Here is a 20,575-nt window from a genome sequence, read left to right on the forward strand (position 1 = left end):
AGCGGGGCGTCTTCATGTCAACTGCTGTGGACAGGATTGGTTAGGCTTAGCTAACTTCCTCGCATCTGACCCTAGACGGACTGAGATCATTCCGTCAACTCTTAGGATAGGCTACCCTAATGCGCGCTAATCTCTGTCTTCTGATCTCGGCGGCGCTCATCATCGGACTCGCCGGCTGCGCCTCTCTCCCGGCGAACGCAGGGGCGGAGGACGCCGCATTCGATAGCTGTCCCTCAGCCGCACGACAGCTTTCAGAGCTCGACCTCGCCGACGACATCCGTGCGACCACCGGCGGCTCCACCGCATGCCTGCCGACGCATGCGATCGAACCGGTTGCCGACACCACCGCCCCCGACCTCCCCATCACAGTCACGGATGCAGAGGGTCGCGAGGTCCAGGTCACTGATGTCAGCCGCATCCTGGCCATCGATATCTCCGGCACGATCGCCTCGACTGTCTTTGCGCTCGGGATGGGTGACAACGTCGTCGGTCGCGATTCGTCGACCGCCTTCGTCGGAACCGAAGAGCTGCCGGTCGTCACGAAGTCCGGCCACTCGCTGAACCCGGAGGCGATCCTCGAGCTCGCACCCACCGTCATCCTCACCGACTCCTCCATCGGTCCGAAGGAGGTGCGCCAACAGCTTCGAGACGCCGGCATCCCCATCGTCGTCATCTCAGATGATCGGCGACTCAACAGCACCGACCAGCTCATCGGCGAGGTCTCCTCGGCGCTCGGGATCCCCAGCCGCGGAGAAGAGCTCATCGTGCAGATGGACGCAGATCTCAACGCGGCGCTGGACGAGATCGCGCGGGTTGCACCCACGGAGAAGTCCGATCGCGCGCGGATGCTGTTCCTCTACGTCCGTGGCAGCGCCAACGTCTACTACATCTTCGGCAAAGACTCTGGGGCAGATTCACTCATCGACGCAGTGGGCGGTGTCGATGTCGCGGCAGAGATCGGCTGGGAGGGGATGAAACCGATGACCGCAGAGGCACTCGTCGCGGCCCAGCCAGATGTGCTGGTCATGATGACAGATGGCCTGGAATCGGTCGGCGGTATCGATGGTCTCATCGAACGCATCCCCGCAGTGGCCGAGACGCCGGCCGGCATCAACCGCCGCGTGATCGACATGGCCGATACCGAGATCCTCAGTTTCGGTCCGCGCTCACCCGAGGTCCTCCGTGCGATCGCACGTGCACTCTACGCACCCGAGGCCGGCTCCTCCGAGACCACAGAATGACCGGCGAGGTCGTCACCTCGACGCCGTCGAAGCATCGAGGGCTGCGGTTCATCCTGGTCACGATTGGGCTGCTGGTTGCGCTGGTACTCACGTGCGTCATATCACTCGCGAGCGGTCAGTACACGCTGTCGCCGGCGCAGATTATCGGCATCTTGCTGCACGGCGTCGGCATCGATACCGCCTGGAACCCTACGAACGTGTCCGACGCCGGCGTGATCTTCAACATCCGGCTGCCGCGACTCGTGCTGGGCATCCTGGTCGGTGCGGCACTCTCCGTCTCCGGCGTGCTCATGCAGGCAATTTTTGGTAACCCGCTCGCGGATGCCGGTGTCGTCGGCGTCTCATCGGGCGCGGCACTGGGCGCGGCGGCCAGTCTGACCTTCGGCCTCACCACATTCGGCATGTGGACCACTCCGACGATGGCGTTCGTCGGAGGGCTCATCGCAGTGTTCGCGGTGTATTTCATCAGTCGCTCCGGCGGTCGCACCGAAGTCGTCACACTGCTGCTCACCGGGATCGCCATCAACGCCATCGGCGGGGCAGGGATGGCGTTCCTGACGTTCCTCGGCACGACCTCGACTCGCGAGCAGATCATCTTTTGGCAGCTCGGCTCGCTCAACGGCGCACTGTGGCCGAACATCGCCGTTGTCGCGCCGCTGACCGGACTAGGCGTCGTGATCGCACTGATTGTCGCGCATCAACTCGATCTCTTCGCCCTCGGTGAGCGCACCGCCAGACACCTCGGCGTAAACGTCGAACTGCTGCGGATCATCGTGATCATCACCGTCGCGGTCCTGGTCTGCGCCGCGGTCGCATTCGCCGGAATCATCGGCTTCATCGGTCTCGTGATCCCACACCTCATGCGCATGCTCATCGGCCCTGCGCACCTGCCTCTCATCATCTCCTCCGCGATCGGCGGCGCGCTGCTCATTGCGATCGCCGACCTCGTCGCGCGCACAGCCGTTCCCCTTGCGGACATGCCGATCGGCATGATCACGTCGCTCGTCGGCGGGCCCTTTTTCCTGTGGCTGCTCGTGCGGACCCGCCGCCGCTCCGGAGGCTGGGCGTGAGTGTGCAGCTGACGGCGACTAACATCACCGTGCGTCCATTTTCAGGGGGGAGTGCGATCCTTGAGGATGCCTCGATCTCGGTGAATCCGGGCGAGATCCATGCGTTGGTCGGGCCCAACGGCGCGGGCAAATCCACGATGTTCAGTGTGCTCGCAGGCGACCTCACGCCAGAATCCGGCACGGTCGAGCTCGCCGGCCAACCCATCGCGAAGATTCGTCCACGCGATCTGGCACGCACCCGCGCGGTACTGCTGCAGGAAAACGCGGTGTCCTTCCCCTTCTCCGCTGAGCAGGTGGTGCGCATGGGGCGTGCGCCGTGGGCACGCACGGAATCCGAGGCTGATGACGACGACGCAGTCGCCGCTGCAATGATCGCGACCAAAGTCGGCGCTCTTGCGCACCGATCGGTGTCGTCCCTGTCTGGGGGCGAGCGTGCACGTGTAGCGCTGGCGCGCGTGCTCGCTCAGTCGACACCGATCGTGCTCCTTGACGAGCCGACAGCATCACTCGATCTCAAGCATCACGAGGATGTGATGCGCCTGGTGCGTGCGCGGGCGGATGCCGGGGCCACCGTCGCCGTCGTCTTGCACGACCTCAATGCCGCGCTCGCTCACGCGGATCAGGTGACGCTTCTCGCATTCGGTCGGGTCATTGCGACCGGCCCTCCTGGGGATGTGCTCACATCCCCGCGCATCGAGATGGTCTACGGGCAGCCCGTCGATGTGTTCCCGCATCCGATCACGGGGGTACCACTGATCGTGCCGAAACGATGAGCACATGCTAGGGGTAGACCTGTCGCGGTTGAGCATGCAGGTGTGCCGGGCTACGGGCGCAGCGGCAGCAGATCTGCGAGATCGGCGCGTGTGCCGGATGCCTGCACACGACCCGCGGCGACAACCTCAGCCCACGACTTCGCACCGGTCGCGATGGAGATCCAGGTCGCGGCATCCATCTCGATGACATTCGGAGGCGTGCCTCGAGTGTGCCGCGGCCCCTGCACCACCTGCACCGCGCCGAACGGCGGCACCCGCACCTCGACGCTGTTACCCGGAGCCTTCTCATCGAGCAACTGCAGCAGGTAGCGCACAGCCGTCGCCATAGTGAGGCGTGCGGGCTTCTCGCCCGCGGATTGCGCGGTGGCCACAGCATCCAGCGCGGTCCTGCCTTCTGCGGTGTCGATCTTGCGGGCCATGCTCTCAGCCTACGACTGCGCGTAGGCTCGATACGTGACTGACAGCCCGCATGCGGAAGGCGCCCGCGCCCAACTTCTCGCAGCGGCGCACTCCGGCGACTGGAGTCGGCGGACACTCCCGCAACTGGCCGACCCCTCCGTTGCGCGCACGTCCGCCGTACTGATTCTGTTCGGAGTGCTCGACAGCATCCCTGCGCCGACGATCGATGCCGTCGTCGCGAAAGAGCTCGACGTGCTGCTTCAGCGTCGAGCATCCACACTGTCCTCGCACCCCGGCCAGGTCTCGTTCCCCCGGCGGCGGTCGGGATCCTGAAGACAGCGACATCGTCGCCACAGCGTTGCGTGAGGCCGAGGAGGAGACCGGCCTTGACCCTGCTGGCGTCGAGATTCTCGCGACACTCCCGGAGATCCCGCTCGCCGTCAGCAACCACCAAGTCACCCCGGTGCTCGGATGGTGGACCAGGCCGTCGAAAGTCGCAGCCGTGGACCACGCCGAGACCGTTGAGGTCTTTCGAGTGCCCGTCGCGCAACTGCTGGACCCGGCGACCCGATTCACTTCAGTGACCCGTCGTGGCGGCACGACCTTCACGGCCCCCGCGTTCGACGTTGACGGCACGATCGTCTGGGGCTTCACAGCGATGGTGCTGGATCGGCTGTTCGACACCTGCGGGTGGACGGTGCCGTGGGACGAGACCGTCCAGCGCGATGTCGTCTGACGGGGGCGCGCGCCGCTCGATAGTCTGGACGGGTGAAGATTCTCGTCCTCGGTTCCGGTGCCCGTGAGCACGCGATCATTCTCGCCCTCAAGGACGAAAGCGCGGATCACGAGCTGTTCGTCTCCCCCGGCAACGCCGGCATCGCGCAGGATGCGACGCTCGTCGCAGTCGACCAGCTCGATGGTGGCGCAGTCACCACTTTCGCCAATGAGAACTCGATCGATCTCGTCATCATCGGTCCGGAGGCTCCGCTCGTAGCCGGCGTCGCCGATGCGCTGCGCGAGCGCGGCATCCCCGTATTCGGGCCGGGCAAGGCTGCGGCCCAGCTCGAGGGGTCGAAGGCATTCGCGAAACGCGTGATGGATGCCGCATCCGTGCCGACCGGGCGCGCGGTGCGCGCAGCATCCATCGCCGATGTCGAGGCCGCATTCGACGACCTGGGTGCGCCGTACGTGGTGAAGGCCGATGGGCTCGCCGCCGGCAAGGGCGTCATCGTGACCTCCGATCGCGCCGAGGCGCTCGCTCACGCCACGCACTATCTTCCGGATGGCCCTGTATTGGTGGAGGAATTCCTCTCCGGCCCCGAAGTCTCACTCTTCTTTCTCTCCGACGGCGACACCGTGCGGGCGCTGAGCCCGGCGCAAGACTTCAAGCGCGCCTACGACAACGACGAAGGTCCAAACACCGGTGGCATGGGCGCGTACTCGCCACTGCCGTGGCTTGCTGAGCAGTTCGGCAGCGAGCAGTCGTTCGTCTCTCTGGTCACCGAGCAGGTCGCGCTCCCCGTCATCCGGCAGCTGGACGCGGAGGGCACCCCCTTCATCGGGCTGCTTTACGCGGGCCTCATTCTCACCGACCAGGGCGTGCGCGTGATCGAATTCAACGCGCGCTTCGGCGACCCCGAGACGCAGGTTGTGCTGCCGCGACTGGTCACTCCGCTTTCCGAGCTGCTGTTCGCCGCGGCATCCGGCACCCTCGAAGACCAGCCGGAACCGGTCTTCTCCGACGATGTCGCAATCACCGTCGTGCTCGCCAGCGAGGGCTACCCGGAGGCACCGCAGACCGGCCGCCAGATCTCGGGCCTTGCTGCGGCGGCCGCCGTTGAGGGCGTCCGTATCGTGCACGCCGCGACCGCAGGACCCGATGCACCAGGAGGCGACCTCGTCGCAACCGGCGGCCGCGTGCTGAACGTCGTCTCGGTCGGCACCGACTTCGCATCCGCTCGCGCTCAGGCCTATGACGCGATCGGTCGCATCACTCTCGACGGCGCGCACTTCCGCAGCGACATCGCCGCCCGCGTCGCCGAGTAGTCGCGCGCCCTACCTCTTCGCCCCCAGCAGGTTCGCCGGGCGCCGCAGGAACAGCACCGCAACGACGCCGAGCAGGATAAACGCCGCAGGCAGCAGCATCGTCTGCGCCATGGCATCGGCAAAGGGCCCGGCGACGGCATCCGGTAGCGCACCGCTCCCGAACCCTCCGGATGCGGCACCGCCAGAATCCGGCAGGTTCGCATCGAGGCGGCTCTGCATGAATGCCGCAACGGCGGCCGAGCCGAGAACAGATCCGATCGTCCTGGTGGTGTTGTAGATGCCGGCACCCGCGCCCGCCTGACGTGGAGGGAGGTTGCGCGTTGCAGTCGTCGCGAGCGGACCCCACATGCCGGCGTTTCCCAGCCCGAGGATCGCCGAGGGGACCAGCATCCAGAGAATATCGACTTCGGTGTTCATCATCATGGCGAAGAGGAACAGCGAAAGCGACACCAGCAGCAGGCCCGGGACCAGCATGATTCGGGGGTCGATTCGATCCAGTATCCGACCCGCGATCGGCGAGAGCACGCCCGCCATGATGGCCATCGGAATCAGCAACAGAGCAGACTCTGTCGGTGTCAGCCCGCGTGCCAGCTGAAGGAAGAACATCAGCGGCAGCCCCTGCGCTGTCACCGTGAAGCCGACCAGGGCGATGCTGATGTTCGACCAGGAGAAGTTGCGGTCGCGGAACAATTCCATCGGCACCAGCGGCTCGTTCTTCGTGCGCGACTGATACCAGATGAACAGCGCGAGCACGACGACTCCAGCGATGATCAGGCTCCACACCGAGATCGGCCCCCAAATCATTCCCCAGTCGTAGGTCGCGCCCTCTTGCAGCCCGAACACGATGAGGAAAAGCGCGATCGCACTGAGGAAGACGCCAGGGATGTCGAAGCGGTGCGGGTGCGTTGCGAGCCGCGGCACGTAGATCCATGCCAGCACGAAACCGATGATGCCGACCGGAATGTTGACGATGAAGATCCATTCCCAGCCGAGACCGTCGACGAGGAATCCGCCGGCGAGCGGCCCGACGAGCATCGCGACGCCCGAGGTGGCGCCCCACAGCCCCATCGCCGCTCCGCGCCGCTCGGGCGGGAATGTGCGGGTAATCACAGCCATCGTCTGCGGAGTCATGCACGCCGCACCGAGACCCTGCACGGCGCGCGCGACGATGAGACCGTCGAGCGTCGTCGACAAACCACACCAGAGGGATGCCGCGGTGAATACGGCAAGCCCGATCAGGTAGATGTTCTTCGGGCCGAACCGATCACCGAGTCGCCCCGTGATCAGCAGAGGGACCGCGTAGGCGAGCAGATAGGCACTGGTGACCCAGACCACCCGGTCGAGGTTGTTGGTCGTCGGGTCAAGGGCCGCCTTGATGGCGGGGTTGGCGACGGAAACGATCGTCGTGTCGACGAGGATCATGAAGAACCCGATCACCAGCGCCCAGAGCGCTGGCCATGGGCTCTGCGGGCGCTGTCCGACGGCGAAGGTTCCCGTCGAGGGGCCGGTAGACACCGGCGCGGATGCCGTGGCCTTGCGTTCGGCCCGGGTGGAATCCGTCATTGTTGTGCAGCCTTTCGCTGAGCGAGGTAGCGGTCTGAGTCATCGAATCCGGCGGCGCCCCAGGGGATCGCGCCAGCTTCGAGGCGAGTGAGGAGAGAGTCCATCCAGCCGATTTCGGCTTCAAGCAAGGTCTCCTGGCGCTGGATTTCTAGCAAGAATTGTTCCGGAACACCGCGCGCGCTTGTCTTGTGCAGATCAGCGAGATGCATCTCATGGTCGGCAGTGAGTGCCGATCGACGCGCGTGCAGAAGGCCGATCACATCGCTCAGTTCGAGGTTGTGAGACTCGGCGAGCGCGATGCGAAACTCGGTCGGTCGATCAGTTCGAGGCAACTCGCGCTCCACCCAATCTCTGACAGCATCGCGACCGCTTTCAGTGAGCGTGTAGGTGGTGCGCTCGGGACGGTTGCCGTCACGGTCGGTGCCCACCTCGTCGATCAGAGCTAGCTTCTGCAGCCGCGCGACCGTGTGATAGAGCGTGCCGTTGGTGATGGTCAACAGACGATCGTCGCGACGTGCGCGCATGAGACGCGCCATCTCGTAGGGATGCATGTCACCCTCACGCAGCAGCGCGAGAACCATCACGCCCATCGGCGTGAGTCGGTCCAGCAGGTCTCTCACTCTTGGTCCATTCCGATTAGTCCAGATGGACTATAACAGATGAGTGAGGCGCGAAACTAGCCCTCGCACCGGGATAATGGGCGGATGAGCACTCCCTCGGACAGCACCTCCCAGAGCATCCACGGCTGGCGACACATTTACTCCGGCAAGGTGCGCGACCTCTATGCCTCAGAGGATGCCGATGACACCCGCATCCTCGTCGTCGCCTCTGATCGGGTGAGCGCCTTCGACTTCGTCCTCTCCCCCGGAATCACGGGGAAGGGCGCACTGCTGACCCAGCTCAGCCGTTGGTGGTTCGCGCAGCTCAGCGAGTTTCCCAACCACCTCGCTGAGGGCGACCTCCCTGCCGAGGTCGCAGACCGCGCGATGCTCGCACAGTCGCTGGAGATGCTGCCGATCGAATGCGTGGTGCGCGGATACATCACCGGCTCCGGCTGGGCCGAGTACCAGGAGAGCGGCACGGTCTGCGGCATCGCGCTGCCTGCGGGCCTAGAAAACGGTGACCGCCTGCCAGAGCCACTGTTCACCCCCGCGTACAAGGCACCCATGGGCGAGCACGACGAGAACATCACGTTCGAGCAGACCGTCGAACTCGTCGGTGAGGGTCGCGCAGCAGAACTCCGCGACACCTCACTCGCGATCTATGCACGCGCCGCGGCCATTGCCGAAGAGCACGGTCTGATTCTCGCCGACACCAAGTTCGAGTTCGGCATCGACACCGACGGCGTTCTGCGCCTCGCCGACGAGGTGCTCACCAGCGATTCGTCTCGCTATTGGGATGCCGCGACCTGGGAGTCTGGCACGACCCCGGCCGCGCGGATGGCGAGCTTCGACAAGCAGATCGTGCGCGACTGGCTGGCATCGAACTGGGACAAGCAGGGCGAGCCGCCGGTGCTTCCTGACGAGATCGTCGAACGTACCGCCGACCGGTACCGCGAACTGATCCAGCGCCTGAGCGCCTAGTCGGGGGAGCTTCAGGAGCCGGAACATTTGCTCGCTGAGCCTGTAGAACTTTGCGTCAGGCCATCTGCCTCACGTCGGCATCCGGCATCGCCTCTGCCCAGGGAACACTCAGGAATCGATAGTGTTGCTCCAGCATTCCTGCCACCCGCGATACATTCCCGACACCCCGATACTGAGGAGCCCCCGCATGCCCGTGTGGAAAATTCATGGCGATGGCCACACCGTTGCCCCCGGCGAGGTCGTGAAGCCCGACGAGCGGCTGAACTGGCCGGCCACCTTCGCGATCGGCGCCCAGCACATCGTCGCGATGTTCGGTGCGACGTTCCTGGTGCCGATCATCACCGGCTTTCCAGTGTCGACGACCCTGCTATTCTCCGGCGTCGGAACGCTGCTGTTCCTGCTGATCACGCGCAACCGGCTGCCCAGCTACCTGGGTTCGTCCTTCGCCTTCCTTGCACCGATCACTGCGCTCAACGGCGGCAACGCGCTCGAGACACCGGAGCAGATCGGACAGGCACTCGTGGGAGTGCTCGTCGTGGGGCTGCTGCTGGCCGGAGTCGGCTTCCTGGTGCAGGCGGTTGGCAGCGGCTGGATCGACAAGCTCATGCCTCCGGTCGTCGCAGGTTCGATCGTCGCACTCATCGGCTTCAACCTCGCGCCTGCGGCGTGGAACAACTTCACCCTGCAGCCTGAGCTCGCCACCGTGACGCTCGCCGCCGTCGTGCTGTTCAGCGTGCTGTTTCGCGGGTTCCTCGGGCGGATCTCGATCTTCCTGGGCGTGATCGTCGGCTACATCATCGCTGTCTTCACCGGTCAGGTGAAATTCGAGGGCGTCGAAGAGGCCGCTTGGATCGGGTTGCCCGACTTCCACCTCGCCGCAGTCACCGACCCTGGCGCCTGGGCGATTGTGCCGATGTTTCTGCCGGTCGTTTTGGTGCTCATCGCCGAGAACATCGGCCATGTGCGCGGTGTCGCCACGATGACGAATGACCCATCGATCAACAAGCACACCGGCCGCGCGCTGCTCGCCGATGGTCTTGCCACCACACTCGCTGGCGGCTTTGGCGGCTCTGCCACCACCACCTATGGCGAGAACATCGGCGTGATGGCAGCGACCCGCGTGTATTCCACTGCCGCCTACTGGGTTGCCGGATTCGCCGCGATTCTGCTTGCCTTCTCCCCCAAGATCGGTGCCGTGTTCAACACGGTCCCCCCGGGCGTGCTCGGCGGCGTGACCACCGCGCTGTACGGCCTCATCGGCGTCATCGGCATCAAGATTTGGGTCGACAACCGCGTCGACTTCTCGCGCCCGGTGAATCAGTACACGGTCGCAGTCTCGTTCGTCATCGCGGTCGGCGGGTTCGCCATGAACTGGGGTGGGTTCCAGCTCGGCGCCATCGTCCTCGGCACCGTCGCGGCACTAGTGATCTATCACCTCGGCAATGCAATCGCCCGCTGGCGCAAGACCGGTGCGGATGACGGCGGCCCCATCCCCGCCGTCGGACAGCTGGGTGGCGACCCAGAGTAACGCACCGCTTCTGGTGGCCGCACGGATGGGCGGACTTCGCAGTGTCGGGCGGAATAATCCGGCCCGCGGCTCCGCCCATCCGTGCGTTCTCCGCCCGAGCGTGCGGGCGGGAGCGCAGCACGGATGCCGCGATTCAGCCGATGCGGGCGATCACTGCGCCGGCATCGACCATGTCTCCTACAGATGCAGCGTGCACCAGCACCCCGGCGCGGTGGGCGGTGACCTGAGTCTCCATTTTCATCGCGTCAAGCACGGCTGCGGCATCGCATCCGAACGCCTTGTGCTCGGTGCTTTCGCCCGAATGGGCAGCGCGTGAGAGCGGACGGGAATATCCTGCCGTAGCTGCTGGTTGAGACCAACATGAACGAATTACTTGCCCCGGCAACAACGATGGGTGCGGTCACGCTTCTCGTGTCCGACCTCGATGGGATGACGGCGTTCTACCGCGATGTCATCACACTGCAGGTGCTGCGCGCAGACGGCAGCGAGGTCGCGCTCGGTCGCGCCGGGCACGAGCTTGTCGTCCTCCGACACGAGCCGAAGTTGCGCCACGCGGCACCCGGATCGGCCGGCCTGTTCCACACGGCGATCGTGTTCGAGTCGCAGGCTGCCCTCGCGGCAGCGCTCGCCTCGGTCGCTCAGCGCGCCCCGCAGACGTTCACCGGCAGCGCCGATCACCTGGTCAGTCAGGCGTTCTACCTCACAGATCCCGAAGGCAACGGCGTCGAGCTGTACTGGGATCGCGCGCGCTCCGAGTGGTCGTGGACCCACGGTCAGATCGAGATGGCGACCCTCTACCTCGACCCGAATTCCTACCTCCAAGACCACCTGACCGACGAGGTCGCTGCTGGCTCGACCGCAACGGATGCCGCGCAGATCGGCCACGTGCACCTCTCGGTCGGCGATGTCGCCTTTGCCCGCGACTTCTATGTGCGTCGCCTCGGCTTCGATGTCACGGCATCCATGGGCGAGCAGGCACTGTTCGTCAGCGCTGGCGGCTACCACCACCACATGGCGATGAACGTCTGGAACTCTCGGGGTGCAGGACCGCGGATGCCGGCACTCGGCCTCGGCCAGGTCGATCTCGCACTGCCGAACCCTGACGCTCTCGGCGAGCTCAACGAACGCCTCACGCACTTCGGCACTCGGGTACAGGACGACGGGCGAACTCTGAGCTTCCTCGATCCTTGGAACAACGCGCTCAAGGCGCAGGTCGCTGCCTGAGCTGTCCTCAGACCTAAGCGGAGCGCCGCACCACGAGTTCGGTCGGCAGGATAGTGACGTGATCTGGCGAGCCGCCGGAAAGGCGGTCGAGCAGCACGTTCGCCATCGTCTCGCCCTGTGCCACCATCGGCTGACGCATCGTCGTCATCGGGGGAACTGAGGATGCCGCAACGGCAGAATCATCGAAGCCCATCACCGCGACGTCCTCGGGGACGCTCAGACCGGCGGCGCGCAGCACCCGCAGTGCGCCTCGAGCCATCAGGTCACTACCCACGAAGATGGCGTCGGGCGTGCCGACCGCAAGGATCCGTTCCGCTGCCTCGGCACCGCTCTCTTCGGAGTAGTCGCCCTCAGCCTCGGCGAACGGTGTGAGTCCGGCATCCGCCAGCGCATTCCGAAACCCCTGAATACGATCGATGGCGGGGAGCATTGTCAACGGTCCGGAGATCGTGGCGATGCGCGTGCATCCCCGAGCGATCAGGTGCTCTGTGGCAGTTCTGGAGGCAGCAACGTTGTCGACATCGACGTAGTAGTCGTTATCGCGACTGCGTACCGGCCGGCCGCCGTAGACAACGGGCACGGCATCCGCGATCCGTTCGATGAAGGCGTCACTGGTGTGCTGCGAGACGATGAGTGCGCCGTCGACGCCACCATTGCGCACGAAGCTCGTCATCTTGTCGCCGGGATCGTCGCTGGCAACCAGGAGATTGAGCAGGTAGTCCGAAGCCCGCAGTCTTCCGGTGATCCCGGCGACGATCGAAGCGAAGAACGGGTCGCCGAAGAAGCGCGTCGTGTCTTCAGGAACGATCAGGGCGATCGCGTGCGTCTGCCGGGAGGCCAGCGATCGTGCGGCACGATTGGGAACGTAGCTGAGCCGTTCGATTGCCGCACGCACCGACGTGAGGGCTTCCGCACTGACAGAGGTGGAACCGTTAACGACCCGTGACACGGTCGAACGGGACACCCCGGCCGCGTCCGCCACCTCTTCAATGGTCGCGCGTGACGACACAGTTCTCCCTTCGGCCGGCGCTACGCCGGATGCTCCTGTGCCGTTCGCGCTCGATCAGAGAGCGCGTTCGGCAATTATGCGAGCGTACTCCCGACCGCTGTCCTTGAGGCTGCGCTGCTGGGTGTCGTAGTCGACTCGGACGATGCCGAAACGCTTGTCGTAGCCCCAGGCCCACTCGAAGTTGTCGAACATCGACCAGTAGAAATAACCGCGGACATCGACTCCGGCATCCGCCGCGTCGAGCACAGCGGCGAGGTGCAAGCGCAGGAACTCGGCGCGGTCAGCGTCGTGAACGCGCGTCTCGCCATCCTCTATGACGACCTCGTCGTTGTAGGCGGCACCGTTCTCGGTCATGTAAAGAACTGTTCCGGCGGGCTCCGCGTAGTCGGTCCAGACCCGCTGCAGCAGGCGGGTGAGCCCCTCGGGCTGCACTTCCCAGTTCTGCGCGGTGCGGGCAAGACCGCGTTCCACGGAATGGATGCCGTCGCTGGAGGGGTACGGGCTGCGCACCTGCCTCGATGTGCCGGGGCCACCAGAGGCAGGCGGCACTGCCGGGGCCGTTCCCGACACGAGGTCGCCGTGGTAGTAGTTCACGCCCTGCGTGTCGATCTTCTGCGAGATCGTCTCGAGGTCGCCGTCGTGGATGGCGGCTTCGAACTGGTCTACGGCATCCGCATCGATCGCTCGAATGTCTTCAACGATGTCTGCGGGGTACTCACCACGGTAGATCGGATCGAGGAACCAGCGGTTGAACTGTCCGTCGACGCGGCGGGCCGCGTCGACATCGGCGGGAATCTCGGGATCTGCCGGGTCAGCGACGGTGTGGTTCAGAGTGATGCCGAGGTTGAGCTCAGAGTCACGTGCGCGCAGTTCACGAACCGTCTGGCCGTGCGCGAGCAGAAGGTGGTGCGAGGCCAGCAGGCCCTCGGCGACGCTGGTGTGCCCCGGAGCATGTTCGCCCCCGGTGTAGGAGAGGAACGACGAGCACCACGGCTCGTTCAATGTCGTCCACACATTCACGCGGTCACCGAGCGCATCGTGCATGGTGCCGGCGTAATCGAGAAAGCGGTCAACGGTGTCGCGGTTCGTCCACCCGCCCTTCTCTTGCAGAGCCTGCGGCATGTCCCAGTGGTACAGCGTCAGCCACGGCAGGATGCCAGCACCGAGCAGTTCATCGACCAGGCGCTGGTAGAAGTCGACGCCGGCCTGATTGACCGCGCCGCCGTCCGGGCGCACGCGCGACCATGAGGTCGAGAAACGATACGTCTGCAGTCCGAGCTCGGTCATCAACGCGACATCTTCGGGATAGCGGTGATAGTGATCGCACGCCACATCGCCGTTCTCGCCGCCGATCACCGCACCCGGCACGCGGGCGAAAGCATCCCAGATGGAATCCGTGCGTCCGTCTACGCGCGCTGCGCCCTCGATCTGATAAGCCGCAGTTGCGGCGCCAAAGAGGAAGTTCTCGGGGAATGCACGGGTCATAGAAGTCATCCTTTCACCGCGCCAGCCATGATGCCACTGACCAGCTGCTTGCCTGCGACCACGAAGAGCACGAGCAGGGGCAGGGTCGCGAGCACCGCGCCGGTGAGCACGATCGAGTAGTCGATGTAATACCCCGACTGCAGCTGGCTGAGCGCCGTCTGCAGTGTGGGGTTCTGGGGAGAGAGCACGATGAGGGGCCAGAGGTAATCGGTCCACGCCGTCATGAAGGTGAACAGCCCCAGGATCGCCATTGCCGGGCGCGCAGCCGGGATACCGACGGTGAGGAAGGTGCGGAACTGGTTCGCGCCGTCCATGCGTGCGGCCTCGATGAGCTCATCAGGGATGACGTCGACGAGGTACTGGCGCATGAAAAAGACGCCGAAGGCGGTGACCAGCGTCGGCACGATGACCGCACCGATACTGCCCGTCCACCCGAGCTCGCGCATCACCATGAACAGGGGGATGATTCCGAGCTGCGTGGGGATCGCCATAGTGCCGATGACGAAGATCATGAGCCCCTCGCGGCCCTTGAACCGCAACTTCGCGAAGGCATAACCTGCGAGCGTGGAGAAGGTCACGACCGAGATAGTGATGATCGCGGAGATGAGGAAGGAGTTTCCGAGCGCCAGCCAGAACGGGATTGCGTCGAAGACCTTGGCGGCGTTGGCGAAGAAGTTGCCACCGGGGATCAGCGGCAGCGTCTCACCACGAGTGGCGTTGGTGCCGCTGGCCACGACGACTGACCACCAGAGCGGGTACACGCTGCCGATGATGAAGGCGGCGAGCAGACCATAGGTAAGGAATCCGGGACGGCTGCCGATGCCGGCGGAGCCGGTTTCCCCGCCGCGACGACGGCGGATCTTCTCTGGCACACTCAGTGCCTGCGTGGCGGTCATCGTTCGACTCCTGTCGTGCTGGCGTTCTTTCGGGCGCGGCGGCGCTGACTGCGTGGTGAGGCATCGCCGGTAGCGATTCGCCGTGAGATCAGGAAGTTGATCAAGCCGATGACGACGATCAGTAGGAACAGCAGGATGGCGACGGCGGATGCTTCACCGAGGTTCCTGCGGAAGAACGCGAGTTCCCAGAGGAACAGCACTGTGGTCTGGAACTGTCGGTCACTACCGCCGATCCCGCCGGCGGTGGAGACGTCGAACAAGCGCGGCTCGGCGAACACCTGCAGACCGCCGATGGTCGCCGTGATGATGACGAAGATGAGAGTGGGGCGGATCGTGGGGATCGTGATCGAGAAGAAGCGGCGGATGGGGCCTGCGCCGTCGATGGCGGCGGACTCGTAGAGATCGCGCGGCACTGCCTGCATCGCGGCGAGCAGGATGAGGGCGTTGTACCCGGTCCAGCGGAAGTTCACCATCGTGGCGATCGCGATGTGCGAAAGGAAGGTGTTGTGCTTCCACTCCTGATCGACGATGCCGATGAGGTTCAGCAGGTTATTGGCGAGGCCATCTGCCTCGTTGAAAATGCTGGAGAAGATGATCGCCACGGCGACAGGGGTGACGACGAATGGGATGAGAATGCTCATTCGCCAGAATGTGGCCGCCCGCAAACCGCGGTCAAGCAGGTAGGCGACGATCAGCGCGACAGCGAGCTGCGGAATCGCGGAGAGCAAGAAGATGCTCAGAGTGTTGAAGATCGAGTTCCAGAACATCGAATCGCCGAGGATCTCGACGAAGTTACCGAGGCCGACAAACTCGCCCTGTCCTTTGAGTAGATCCCACTCGAACACAGCAACGTAAATCGTGTAGAGCAGCGGGAAGAGGCCGACCAGGCCGAACAGAAGGAAGAACGGCGAGACGTACAAGTACGGCGACGCGTTCTGGTCGAAGCGGGAGACGCGGTGACGCCACGACGGCTTCGCCGTGGCGTCCGGCCGCCTGCTGGATGCCATGTCCCGGCGCTCCTCAGGCTTGGTCGTTGTGAGTGTCATTTTTGATTCCTCGTCGTGTGCGCGTGGCGGTGCTTCGACAGGCTCAGCAGCCGTGGACCGGCTCCCCATAAGCCGGGCCTGCGACTCCCCAGAAGTCGCAGGTCCGCTACCGAGCCTGTCGAAGTGGGATCAGTTGACGAGCTCGTTCAGAAGCTTGATCGCCTGGTCCCAGGCGCCGTTGGTGTCAGTTTCGCCACGGTCGAGGCTGTTCAGCGCCGGACCGAAGACGTTCTCCTGGATGACGGAGTCATCCGCACCCTTGAACTGCGCGACAACGCCCTTGGCGCGCTCCGCGAGAATTGCTCCGGTCGGGGCATCGTTGAAGAATGCGTTCGGCGTCGCATCAGCGGCCAGAGTCTCCTGCGCCTTGATGGTCGAGGGGAAGTTGCCCGCAGATGCAGATTGCTTCACCTGCTGCTCAGGCTGAGTCAGCCAGTCAGCGAGTGCTGCGGCTGCTTCCTTGTGCTGCGAGCTCTCCGGGATCGTCAGGAACGCGCCACCCCAGTTGACAGCTCCTCCAGGGAACACGTCGGCGAAGTCCCAGCCGGTCGACGCGTCTCCGCCGCCAGCTTCGACCTGACCCTGCACGACACCCAGCATCCAGCCAGGGCAGACGAAGGTGGCGAAAGTACCGTCAACGAACGACTTGCCGCCGTTCCAGTCCCACGCTGCCTGTGCAGCTGACTGGCCGCCTTCAACGGCAGCTCCCAGCAGCTCAAAGCGGTCCTTCAACTCGGCGTTGCCGTCGACGTTCAGTTCGCCGTCGGCGGTGTAGTAGCCCTCATCGAGCTGATTGACCATCGCGTTCCAAACGAAGCCGGAGTGATCGAACCATGCCTTGCCGGTCTTTGCCTTGTAATCGGCGCCGACGGCGAAGAAGTTCTCCCAGTCGCCGTTCAGCAGCTCCGCCACGGACTCTCGGTCACTGGGCAGGCCAGCGGCTTCGAACGCCGCGCCGTTGTAGCAGATACCGCTCGGACCGATGTCCGTTCCGTAGCCGATCACACGGCCGTCGGCGTCGGTGCCCTGCGCGTACTTCCAGTCCACCCAGTCGCTCTTGCGGTCTTCGATTCCGTAATCACGGAGGTCGACGAAGCTGTCGGAGACCTCCATGACGGCGCCGAGCCAGCCCTCTTCGATCGCGACGATGTCGCTGAGGCCGGATCCGGCGGCAAGTTTGGTGAAGGCGTCGGTGCGGGCGTTGCCACCGGTGTCGATGTTCGACGCTTCGATGGTGACGTTCGGGTTCTGCTTCTCGTATTCCTTATACAGGTCGTCGTAGCCGAAGGTGCCGAAAGTCGTCACGGTCAGCGTGACTTTCTCATCGGCGCTGCCGCCGGAGTCGCTCGCGTTAGTGCCGCCGGCGCAGCCGACAAGCGCGAGAGCGGAGATGGATGCAACGGCAACTGCCGTCGTCATCCGGCGCTGGGTACGTGTGTTCACGGGTCACTCCTTTGTGTGGTGATGATTCTTGGTGATGCTTCGGGACAGCTGTGGGAGCGCTCCCACAGCTGATGAGTCACTCTATGAGAGCGCTCCCACGAATGTCAAGCACTCCGACACAACCCATGGTCAAGTAGCCTTGCCCGGTGCCTTTCTCTGAGCTGTCGCCCGCCCTCGTCCGTGCCGAATCACTGATCCGCAGCATCCCGGACTATCCAGAGCCCGGCATCCTGTTTCGTGACATCACGCCACTGCTGGCCGATGCCGAGGCGCTCCGGGTGACCACCGAGGCGATCATCGAGCCGTTCGCCGGGCAGTTCGACGTGATCGCCGGAATCGAAGCGCGCGGTTTCCTCATCGCCAGCGCTGCCGCACTGGCAGCTGGCGTCGGCCTCATCCCGATCCGCAAGGCTGGCAAGCTGCCACGCCCCGCGGTGTCTGTCGACTACGCGCTGGAATACGGCACAGCGACAATCGAAATGCACGACGATCTGCCGAAGGGCTCGCGTGTACTGCTGATCGACGACGTCCTCGCCACCGGAGGTACTCTCGCCGCCGGACGCCAGCTGATCGAGCAGCTGGGTTCGCACGTCGCCGGCATCTCGGTGCTATTCGAAATCGACGGTCTCGGCGGTCGCGATCTCATTGGCGACCTGCACACCGTCTTCCACTCCTGAAGCTTCCACTCCTGAAGCGCCCTTCCACCCCCCGACCAGGAATGCAACCTCGGCGGTGCCGATAGACTGATAGCGCCCGCTTTTCCCGCGACATCCGGAGCCTTCAATGCCCACCATCGTCGTTGACGTCATGCCCAAGTCTGAACTGCTCGACCCGCAGGGGAAGGCCGTCTCCGGAGCGTTCGCGCGTCTGGGCGTTTCGGGCTTCAGCGATGTCCGCATCGGCAAGCGCTTCGAGCTCAAGGTCGACGGTGAGGTCACCGATGAGATCCTCGCCGAGGCGAAGAAGCTCGCCGATGACGTGCTGTCGAACTCGGTGATCGAAGACGTCGTGGGCATCGAGGTTGTCGAGTGAGCGTCCGCATCGGCGTCATCACCTGGCCCGGCTCGCTGGATGATCGCGACGCGCAGCGCGCGATCCGTCTGGGTGGCGGCGAGCCCGTTGCCCTCTGGCACGGTTCTCACGACCTCGAGGGGGTCGACGCGCTCGTGTTGCCCGGCGGTTTCAGCTACGGCGACTACCTGCGCAGCGGCGCAATTGCCGCGCTCTCGCCGATCATGTCTGAGGTGAAGGATGCGGCCGGCAAGGGCATGCCGATCCTCGGCATCTGCAACGGGTTCCAGATGCTCGTCGAGGCGCACCTGCTGCCCGGCGGCCTGATCCGTAACGACCACCAGCACTTCGTGCGGCGCGACCAGAAACTCACGGTCGAGAACAACGACACCGCCTGGACGAATGAGTTCCGCAGAGGCCAAGAGATCGTCATCCCGCTGAAGAACGCCGAGGGCGGCTACGTGGCGGACGACGAGACACTCAACCGCATCGAGGGTGAAGGTCTGGTTGCTTTCCGCTACGCGGGAGTCAACCCGAATGGTTCGCTGCGCGACATCGCCGGACTCACGAACGAGGCGGGCAACGTCGTCGGCCTCATGCCGCACCCCGAGCACGCCACCGAAGCGGGCTTTGGCCCCACGACGAGCGCCGCGATGCGCTCCGGTATCGACGGTCTGGCATTCTTCACGAGCGCGATCTCCGCCGTCTCGCGCGTCGCCGCCTAGCGAGAGACCCCCTCAGGCTCACCCTCTCGCTCACCCGAGGGCCGGAGGCCACACCCCGATCAGCACGGCCATGATCACGATGGTTACGAGTTCGTGCGCGATGTTCATGGTCGTGAGCGCGGTCGGTCGACCTTCGAAGGCGTCGTGCGTGATGAATCGCGCGGCGGTAAATCCCGCCCACAGCAGGATTGCCGTCACGACAGAGGCCGCGAAGAACGATCCTTCGTAGAAGTGCCAGGCGATGGCGGATGCTCCGGCCAGAACCCATGCAGTGATGAAGCTCACAATCACGGTGGTGATAATCGGCCACAGTGCGCTCTTCGCGGAGCCGGAGAGGTCGACCTTCGCGAGTTGCGCCCAGCGATTGCCGAAGACTTTCGGCGTGTACCAGATCGTGCCGACGATCATGGTCGAGAGCGTGGCCAGCAGGACCGCCCAATAGTTGATCTCGGGAATCATGATGTTCCTCCTCATCGACGGATGCCGCTCAGGCTACTCCTCGGCAGGGAACTTTCCGGGATAGGAGCGCATCGGGCCGCAACGCCTAAGGGCGCGGGCACCGCCGATAAGCTCAACGTGTGAGTCTCTTTGTCACCGTCCCCGCTGCCCACCTGGTCGAGAACATCGGCGCGCTCCCCGAGGGAGTCGAGCTTGAGGTGTGGGACATGCAGTCTCCGGCCCCACGCGGGCGGGTCGACATTGTCGTGCCGCCGTACATGGGTGGGTCTTCCACATACGGTGCCCTCGAGAACATCGAGGTCGGGCTCGTGCAGAGCCAGTCGATCGGTTACGACGGTGTGGCAGACAAGCTCCCCGCTGGCATCCGGTTCGCCAATGCCGCGAGCGTGCATGAGACGTCGACGGCAGAGATCGCACTCGCCCTCACGCTCGCTGCACAGCGTCAGTTCCCTCGTTTCGTGCTCGCGCAACAGCAGGGCGAGTGGTCCCCCGTGTTTGCCGAGAGCCTTGCCGACCGACGGGTGCTGCTTGTCGGCTTCGGCGGCGTCGGCGAAGCGATTGCCATGCGTCTTGAGCCGTTCGAGGTGAAGCTGACCGTCGTCGCCCGCACCGCCCGTCCGGTGTGGCACGAGCGCCTCGGCCGCCTCGATGTGCACGCGATCGATGAGCTGCCTGCGCTGCTTGCGGACGCGGAGATCGTGGTGCTCGCCCTGCCAGGCGGAGACGCGACACAGCACTTGTTCAACGACGAGATGCTCGGGCTGATGCCCGATGGTGCGCTGCTCGTCAACGTCGGTCGTGGCACGCTCGTCGATACGGACGCGCTCGTCCGACAGGGCGGTCGAATTCGCGCCGCACTCGACGTCGTTGATCCCGAGCCGCTTCCGGCGGAGCATCCGCTCTGGAAGACCGATGGCGTGCTCATCTCGCCGCACGTCGGCGGGGCCTCGACCGCGATGGAACCGCGAATCGCGCGCCTTATCCGCACCCAAATCGATCGGATGCTGCGCGGCGATGCACCGGTCAATGTGGTGATCAACGGCGACGCGTGATCAGCCGCGCCGGGTGACGGAT

21 protein-coding genes and 1 pseudogene are annotated in these 20,575 nt (G+C 64.7%); 12 read left to right on the top strand and 10 right to left on the bottom strand.

Features of this window, described 5'->3' with window-relative positions; all coding sequences use genetic code 11:
* The first annotated feature begins 119 nt into the window (after window positions 1-119).
* The 3 genes from DC31_RS15165 to DC31_RS15175 are packed head-to-tail and all read left to right on the top strand — an operon-like array spanning window position 120 to window position 3,084.
* On the top strand, window positions 120-1,241 hold the full coding sequence (locus tag DC31_RS15165) for a heme/hemin ABC transporter substrate-binding protein (RefSeq protein ID WP_036281609.1): 1,122 nt from the start codon (window positions 120-122) through the stop codon (window positions 1,239-1,241).
* Window positions 1,238-2,311, top strand: a complete 1,074-nt coding sequence (locus DC31_RS15170) for a FecCD family ABC transporter permease (RefSeq protein WP_036281611.1) — start codon at window positions 1,238-1,240, stop codon at window positions 2,309-2,311. Before DC31_RS15165 ends, DC31_RS15170 begins: the two co-directional genes overlap by 4 nt.
* The gene (locus DC31_RS15175) at window positions 2,308-3,084 is read left to right on the top strand and encodes a heme ABC transporter ATP-binding protein (RefSeq protein WP_081813902.1); all 777 of its coding nucleotides are present in this window, start codon (window positions 2,308-2,310) and stop codon (window positions 3,082-3,084) included. The genes DC31_RS15170 and DC31_RS15175 overlap by 4 nt, the downstream gene beginning before the upstream one ends.
* 50 nt (window positions 3,085-3,134) lie before the next feature.
* Here the strand turns inward: DC31_RS15175 and DC31_RS15180 are convergent, their stop codons facing one another.
* A complete protein-coding gene (locus tag DC31_RS15180) occupies window positions 3,135-3,503 on the bottom strand; it encodes a sterol carrier family protein (RefSeq protein WP_036281613.1) in 369 nt (122 codons plus the stop codon).
* 34 nt (window positions 3,504-3,537) lie between these two features.
* Between DC31_RS15180 and DC31_RS15185 the strand changes: the two are divergent.
* Window positions 3,538-4,219 (top strand): annotated as a pseudogene (locus tag DC31_RS15185) (NUDIX hydrolase).
* 32 nt (window positions 4,220-4,251) lie between these two features.
* Window positions 4,252-5,529 (top strand): phosphoribosylamine--glycine ligase, encoded by a 1,278-nt coding sequence (gene purD / locus DC31_RS15190; RefSeq protein ID WP_036281616.1) that lies wholly within the window; start codon window positions 4,252-4,254, stop codon window positions 5,527-5,529.
* A 9-nt stretch (window positions 5,530-5,538) separates the two neighbouring features.
* Here the strand turns inward: purD and DC31_RS15195 are convergent, their stop codons facing one another.
* On the bottom strand, window positions 5,539-7,092 hold the full coding sequence (locus DC31_RS15195; RefSeq protein WP_081813903.1) for a DHA2 family efflux MFS transporter permease subunit: 1,554 nt from the start codon (window positions 7,090-7,092) through the stop codon (window positions 5,539-5,541).
* Window positions 7,089-7,712: a PadR family transcriptional regulator gene (locus DC31_RS15200; protein WP_036281618.1), complete on the bottom strand. Its 624-nt coding sequence runs from the start codon at window positions 7,710-7,712 to the stop codon at window positions 7,089-7,091. The genes DC31_RS15195 and DC31_RS15200 overlap by 4 nt, the downstream gene beginning before the upstream one ends.
* 84 nt (window positions 7,713-7,796) lie before the next feature.
* Between DC31_RS15200 and DC31_RS15205 the strand changes: the two genes are divergently transcribed.
* Together DC31_RS15205 and DC31_RS15210 are read left to right on the top strand one after the other, a co-directional pair.
* A complete protein-coding gene (locus DC31_RS15205) occupies window positions 7,797-8,675 on the top strand; it encodes a phosphoribosylaminoimidazolesuccinocarboxamide synthase (RefSeq protein WP_036281621.1) in 879 nt (292 codons plus the stop codon).
* Window positions 8,676-8,862: 187 nt separating this feature from the next.
* Window positions 8,863-10,203: a uracil-xanthine permease family protein gene (locus DC31_RS15210; RefSeq protein WP_036281623.1), complete on the top strand. Its 1,341-nt coding sequence runs from the start codon at window positions 8,863-8,865 to the stop codon at window positions 10,201-10,203.
* A gap of 133 nt (window positions 10,204-10,336) precedes the next feature.
* Here DC31_RS15210 and DC31_RS17835 read toward each other — a convergent pair whose 3' ends face one another.
* The gene (locus DC31_RS17835; protein WP_268748251.1) at window positions 10,337-10,456 is read right to left on the bottom strand and encodes a biotin/lipoyl-containing protein; all 120 of its coding nucleotides are present in this window, start codon (window positions 10,454-10,456) and stop codon (window positions 10,337-10,339) included.
* A 107-nt stretch (window positions 10,457-10,563) separates the two neighbouring features.
* Here DC31_RS17835 and DC31_RS15215 point away from each other — a divergent pair, with 107 nt between their 5' ends.
* Window positions 10,564-11,427, top strand: a complete 864-nt coding sequence (locus DC31_RS15215) for a VOC family protein (RefSeq protein ID WP_036281625.1) — start codon at window positions 10,564-10,566, stop codon at window positions 11,425-11,427.
* A 13-nt stretch (window positions 11,428-11,440) separates the two neighbouring features.
* Here the strand turns inward: DC31_RS15215 and DC31_RS15220 are convergent, their stop codons facing one another.
* The 5 genes from DC31_RS15220 to DC31_RS15240 all read right to left on the bottom strand — a co-directional run bounded on the left by DC31_RS15220 (window position 11,441) and on the right by DC31_RS15240 (window position 17,282).
* Window positions 11,441-12,436, bottom strand: a complete 996-nt coding sequence (locus tag DC31_RS15220; RefSeq protein ID WP_036281628.1) for a LacI family DNA-binding transcriptional regulator — start codon at window positions 12,434-12,436, stop codon at window positions 11,441-11,443.
* A 54-nt stretch (window positions 12,437-12,490) separates the two neighbouring features.
* Entirely contained in the window at window positions 12,491-13,921 is a 1,431-nt protein-coding gene (locus tag DC31_RS15225) for a GH1 family beta-glucosidase (protein WP_200872948.1), read from the bottom strand.
* A gap of 5 nt (window positions 13,922-13,926) precedes the next feature.
* Window positions 13,927-14,817, bottom strand: a complete 891-nt coding sequence (locus DC31_RS15230; RefSeq protein ID WP_036281634.1) for a carbohydrate ABC transporter permease — start codon at window positions 14,815-14,817, stop codon at window positions 13,927-13,929.
* Window positions 14,814-15,863 carry a carbohydrate ABC transporter permease gene (locus DC31_RS15235; protein ID WP_036281636.1) on the bottom strand — a complete coding sequence of 350 codons (1,050 nt, stop codon included), beginning with the start codon at window positions 15,861-15,863 and terminating at the stop codon, window positions 14,814-14,816. Before DC31_RS15235 ends, DC31_RS15230 begins: the two co-directional genes overlap by 4 nt.
* A gap of 129 nt (window positions 15,864-15,992) precedes the next feature.
* Complete coding sequence (locus tag DC31_RS15240) at window positions 15,993-17,282, bottom strand: ABC transporter substrate-binding protein (RefSeq protein WP_200872958.1); 1,290 nt, start codon at window positions 17,280-17,282, stop codon at window positions 15,993-15,995.
* 170 nt (window positions 17,283-17,452) lie between these two features.
* Between DC31_RS15240 and DC31_RS15245 the strand changes: the two genes are divergently transcribed.
* From DC31_RS15245 to purQ, 3 genes are all read left to right on the top strand, one after another.
* Window positions 17,453-17,983 (top strand): adenine phosphoribosyltransferase, encoded by a 531-nt coding sequence (locus DC31_RS15245; protein WP_036281640.1) that lies wholly within the window; start codon window positions 17,453-17,455, stop codon window positions 17,981-17,983.
* 106 nt (window positions 17,984-18,089) lie between these two features.
* Entirely contained in the window at window positions 18,090-18,338 is a 249-nt protein-coding gene (purS, locus tag DC31_RS15250; RefSeq protein ID WP_036281643.1) for a phosphoribosylformylglycinamidine synthase subunit PurS, read from the top strand.
* Window positions 18,335-19,042, top strand: coding sequence for a phosphoribosylformylglycinamidine synthase subunit PurQ (gene purQ / locus DC31_RS15255; protein ID WP_036281645.1), 708 nt, complete (start codon window positions 18,335-18,337; stop codon window positions 19,040-19,042). The genes purS and purQ overlap by 4 nt, the downstream gene beginning before the upstream one ends.
* A gap of 30 nt (window positions 19,043-19,072) precedes the next feature.
* Here purQ and DC31_RS15260 read toward each other — a convergent pair whose 3' ends face one another.
* Complete coding sequence (locus DC31_RS15260; protein WP_036281647.1) at window positions 19,073-19,501, bottom strand: DUF1761 domain-containing protein; 429 nt, start codon at window positions 19,499-19,501, stop codon at window positions 19,073-19,075.
* 119 nt (window positions 19,502-19,620) lie between these two features.
* On the opposite strand from DC31_RS15260, the gene DC31_RS15265 reads away from it, so the two are divergent.
* Complete coding sequence (locus DC31_RS15265; RefSeq protein ID WP_036281648.1) at window positions 19,621-20,553, top strand: 2-hydroxyacid dehydrogenase; 933 nt, start codon at window positions 19,621-19,623, stop codon at window positions 20,551-20,553.
* The last annotated feature ends 22 nt before the right edge of the window (window positions 20,554-20,575 follow it).

The organism is Microbacterium sp. CH12i, from assembly GCF_000685355.1.
Taxonomy (GTDB): domain Bacteria; phylum Actinomycetota; class Actinomycetes; order Actinomycetales; family Microbacteriaceae; genus Microbacterium.

Coding starts and splice junctions, on each gene's coding strand:
- DC31_RS15235 (WP_036281636.1), bottom strand. CDS start 15,863: ATGACACTCACAACGACCAAGCCTGAGGAGCGCCGGGACATGGCATCC.
- DC31_RS15165 (WP_036281609.1), top strand. CDS start 120: ATGCGCGCTAATCTCTGTCTTCTGATCTCGGCGGCGCTCATCATCGGA.
- DC31_RS15240 (WP_200872958.1), bottom strand. CDS start 17,282: ATGACGACGGCAGTTGCCGTTGCATCCATCTCCGCTCTCGCGCTTGTC.
- purS (WP_036281643.1), top strand. CDS start 18,090: ATGCCCACCATCGTCGTTGACGTCATGCCCAAGTCTGAACTGCTCGAC.
- DC31_RS15210 (WP_036281623.1), top strand. CDS start 8,863: ATGCCCGTGTGGAAAATTCATGGCGATGGCCACACCGTTGCCCCCGGC.
- DC31_RS15170 (WP_036281611.1), top strand. CDS start 1,238: ATGACCGGCGAGGTCGTCACCTCGACGCCGTCGAAGCATCGAGGGCTG.
- DC31_RS15230 (WP_036281634.1), bottom strand. CDS start 14,817: ATGACCGCCACGCAGGCACTGAGTGTGCCAGAGAAGATCCGCCGTCGT.
- DC31_RS15205 (WP_036281621.1), top strand. CDS start 7,797: ATGAGCACTCCCTCGGACAGCACCTCCCAGAGCATCCACGGCTGGCGA.
- DC31_RS15225 (WP_200872948.1), bottom strand. CDS start 13,921: ATGACCCGTGCATTCCCCGAGAACTTCCTCTTTGGCGCCGCAACTGCG.
- DC31_RS15180 (WP_036281613.1), bottom strand. CDS start 3,503: ATGGCCCGCAAGATCGACACCGCAGAAGGCAGGACCGCGCTGGATGCT.
- DC31_RS15260 (WP_036281647.1), bottom strand. CDS start 19,501: ATGATTCCCGAGATCAACTATTGGGCGGTCCTGCTGGCCACGCTCTCG.
- DC31_RS15195 (WP_081813903.1), bottom strand. CDS start 7,092: ATGACGGATTCCACCCGGGCCGAACGCAAGGCCACGGCATCCGCGCCG.
- DC31_RS15215 (WP_036281625.1), top strand. CDS start 10,564: ATGAACGAATTACTTGCCCCGGCAACAACGATGGGTGCGGTCACGCTT.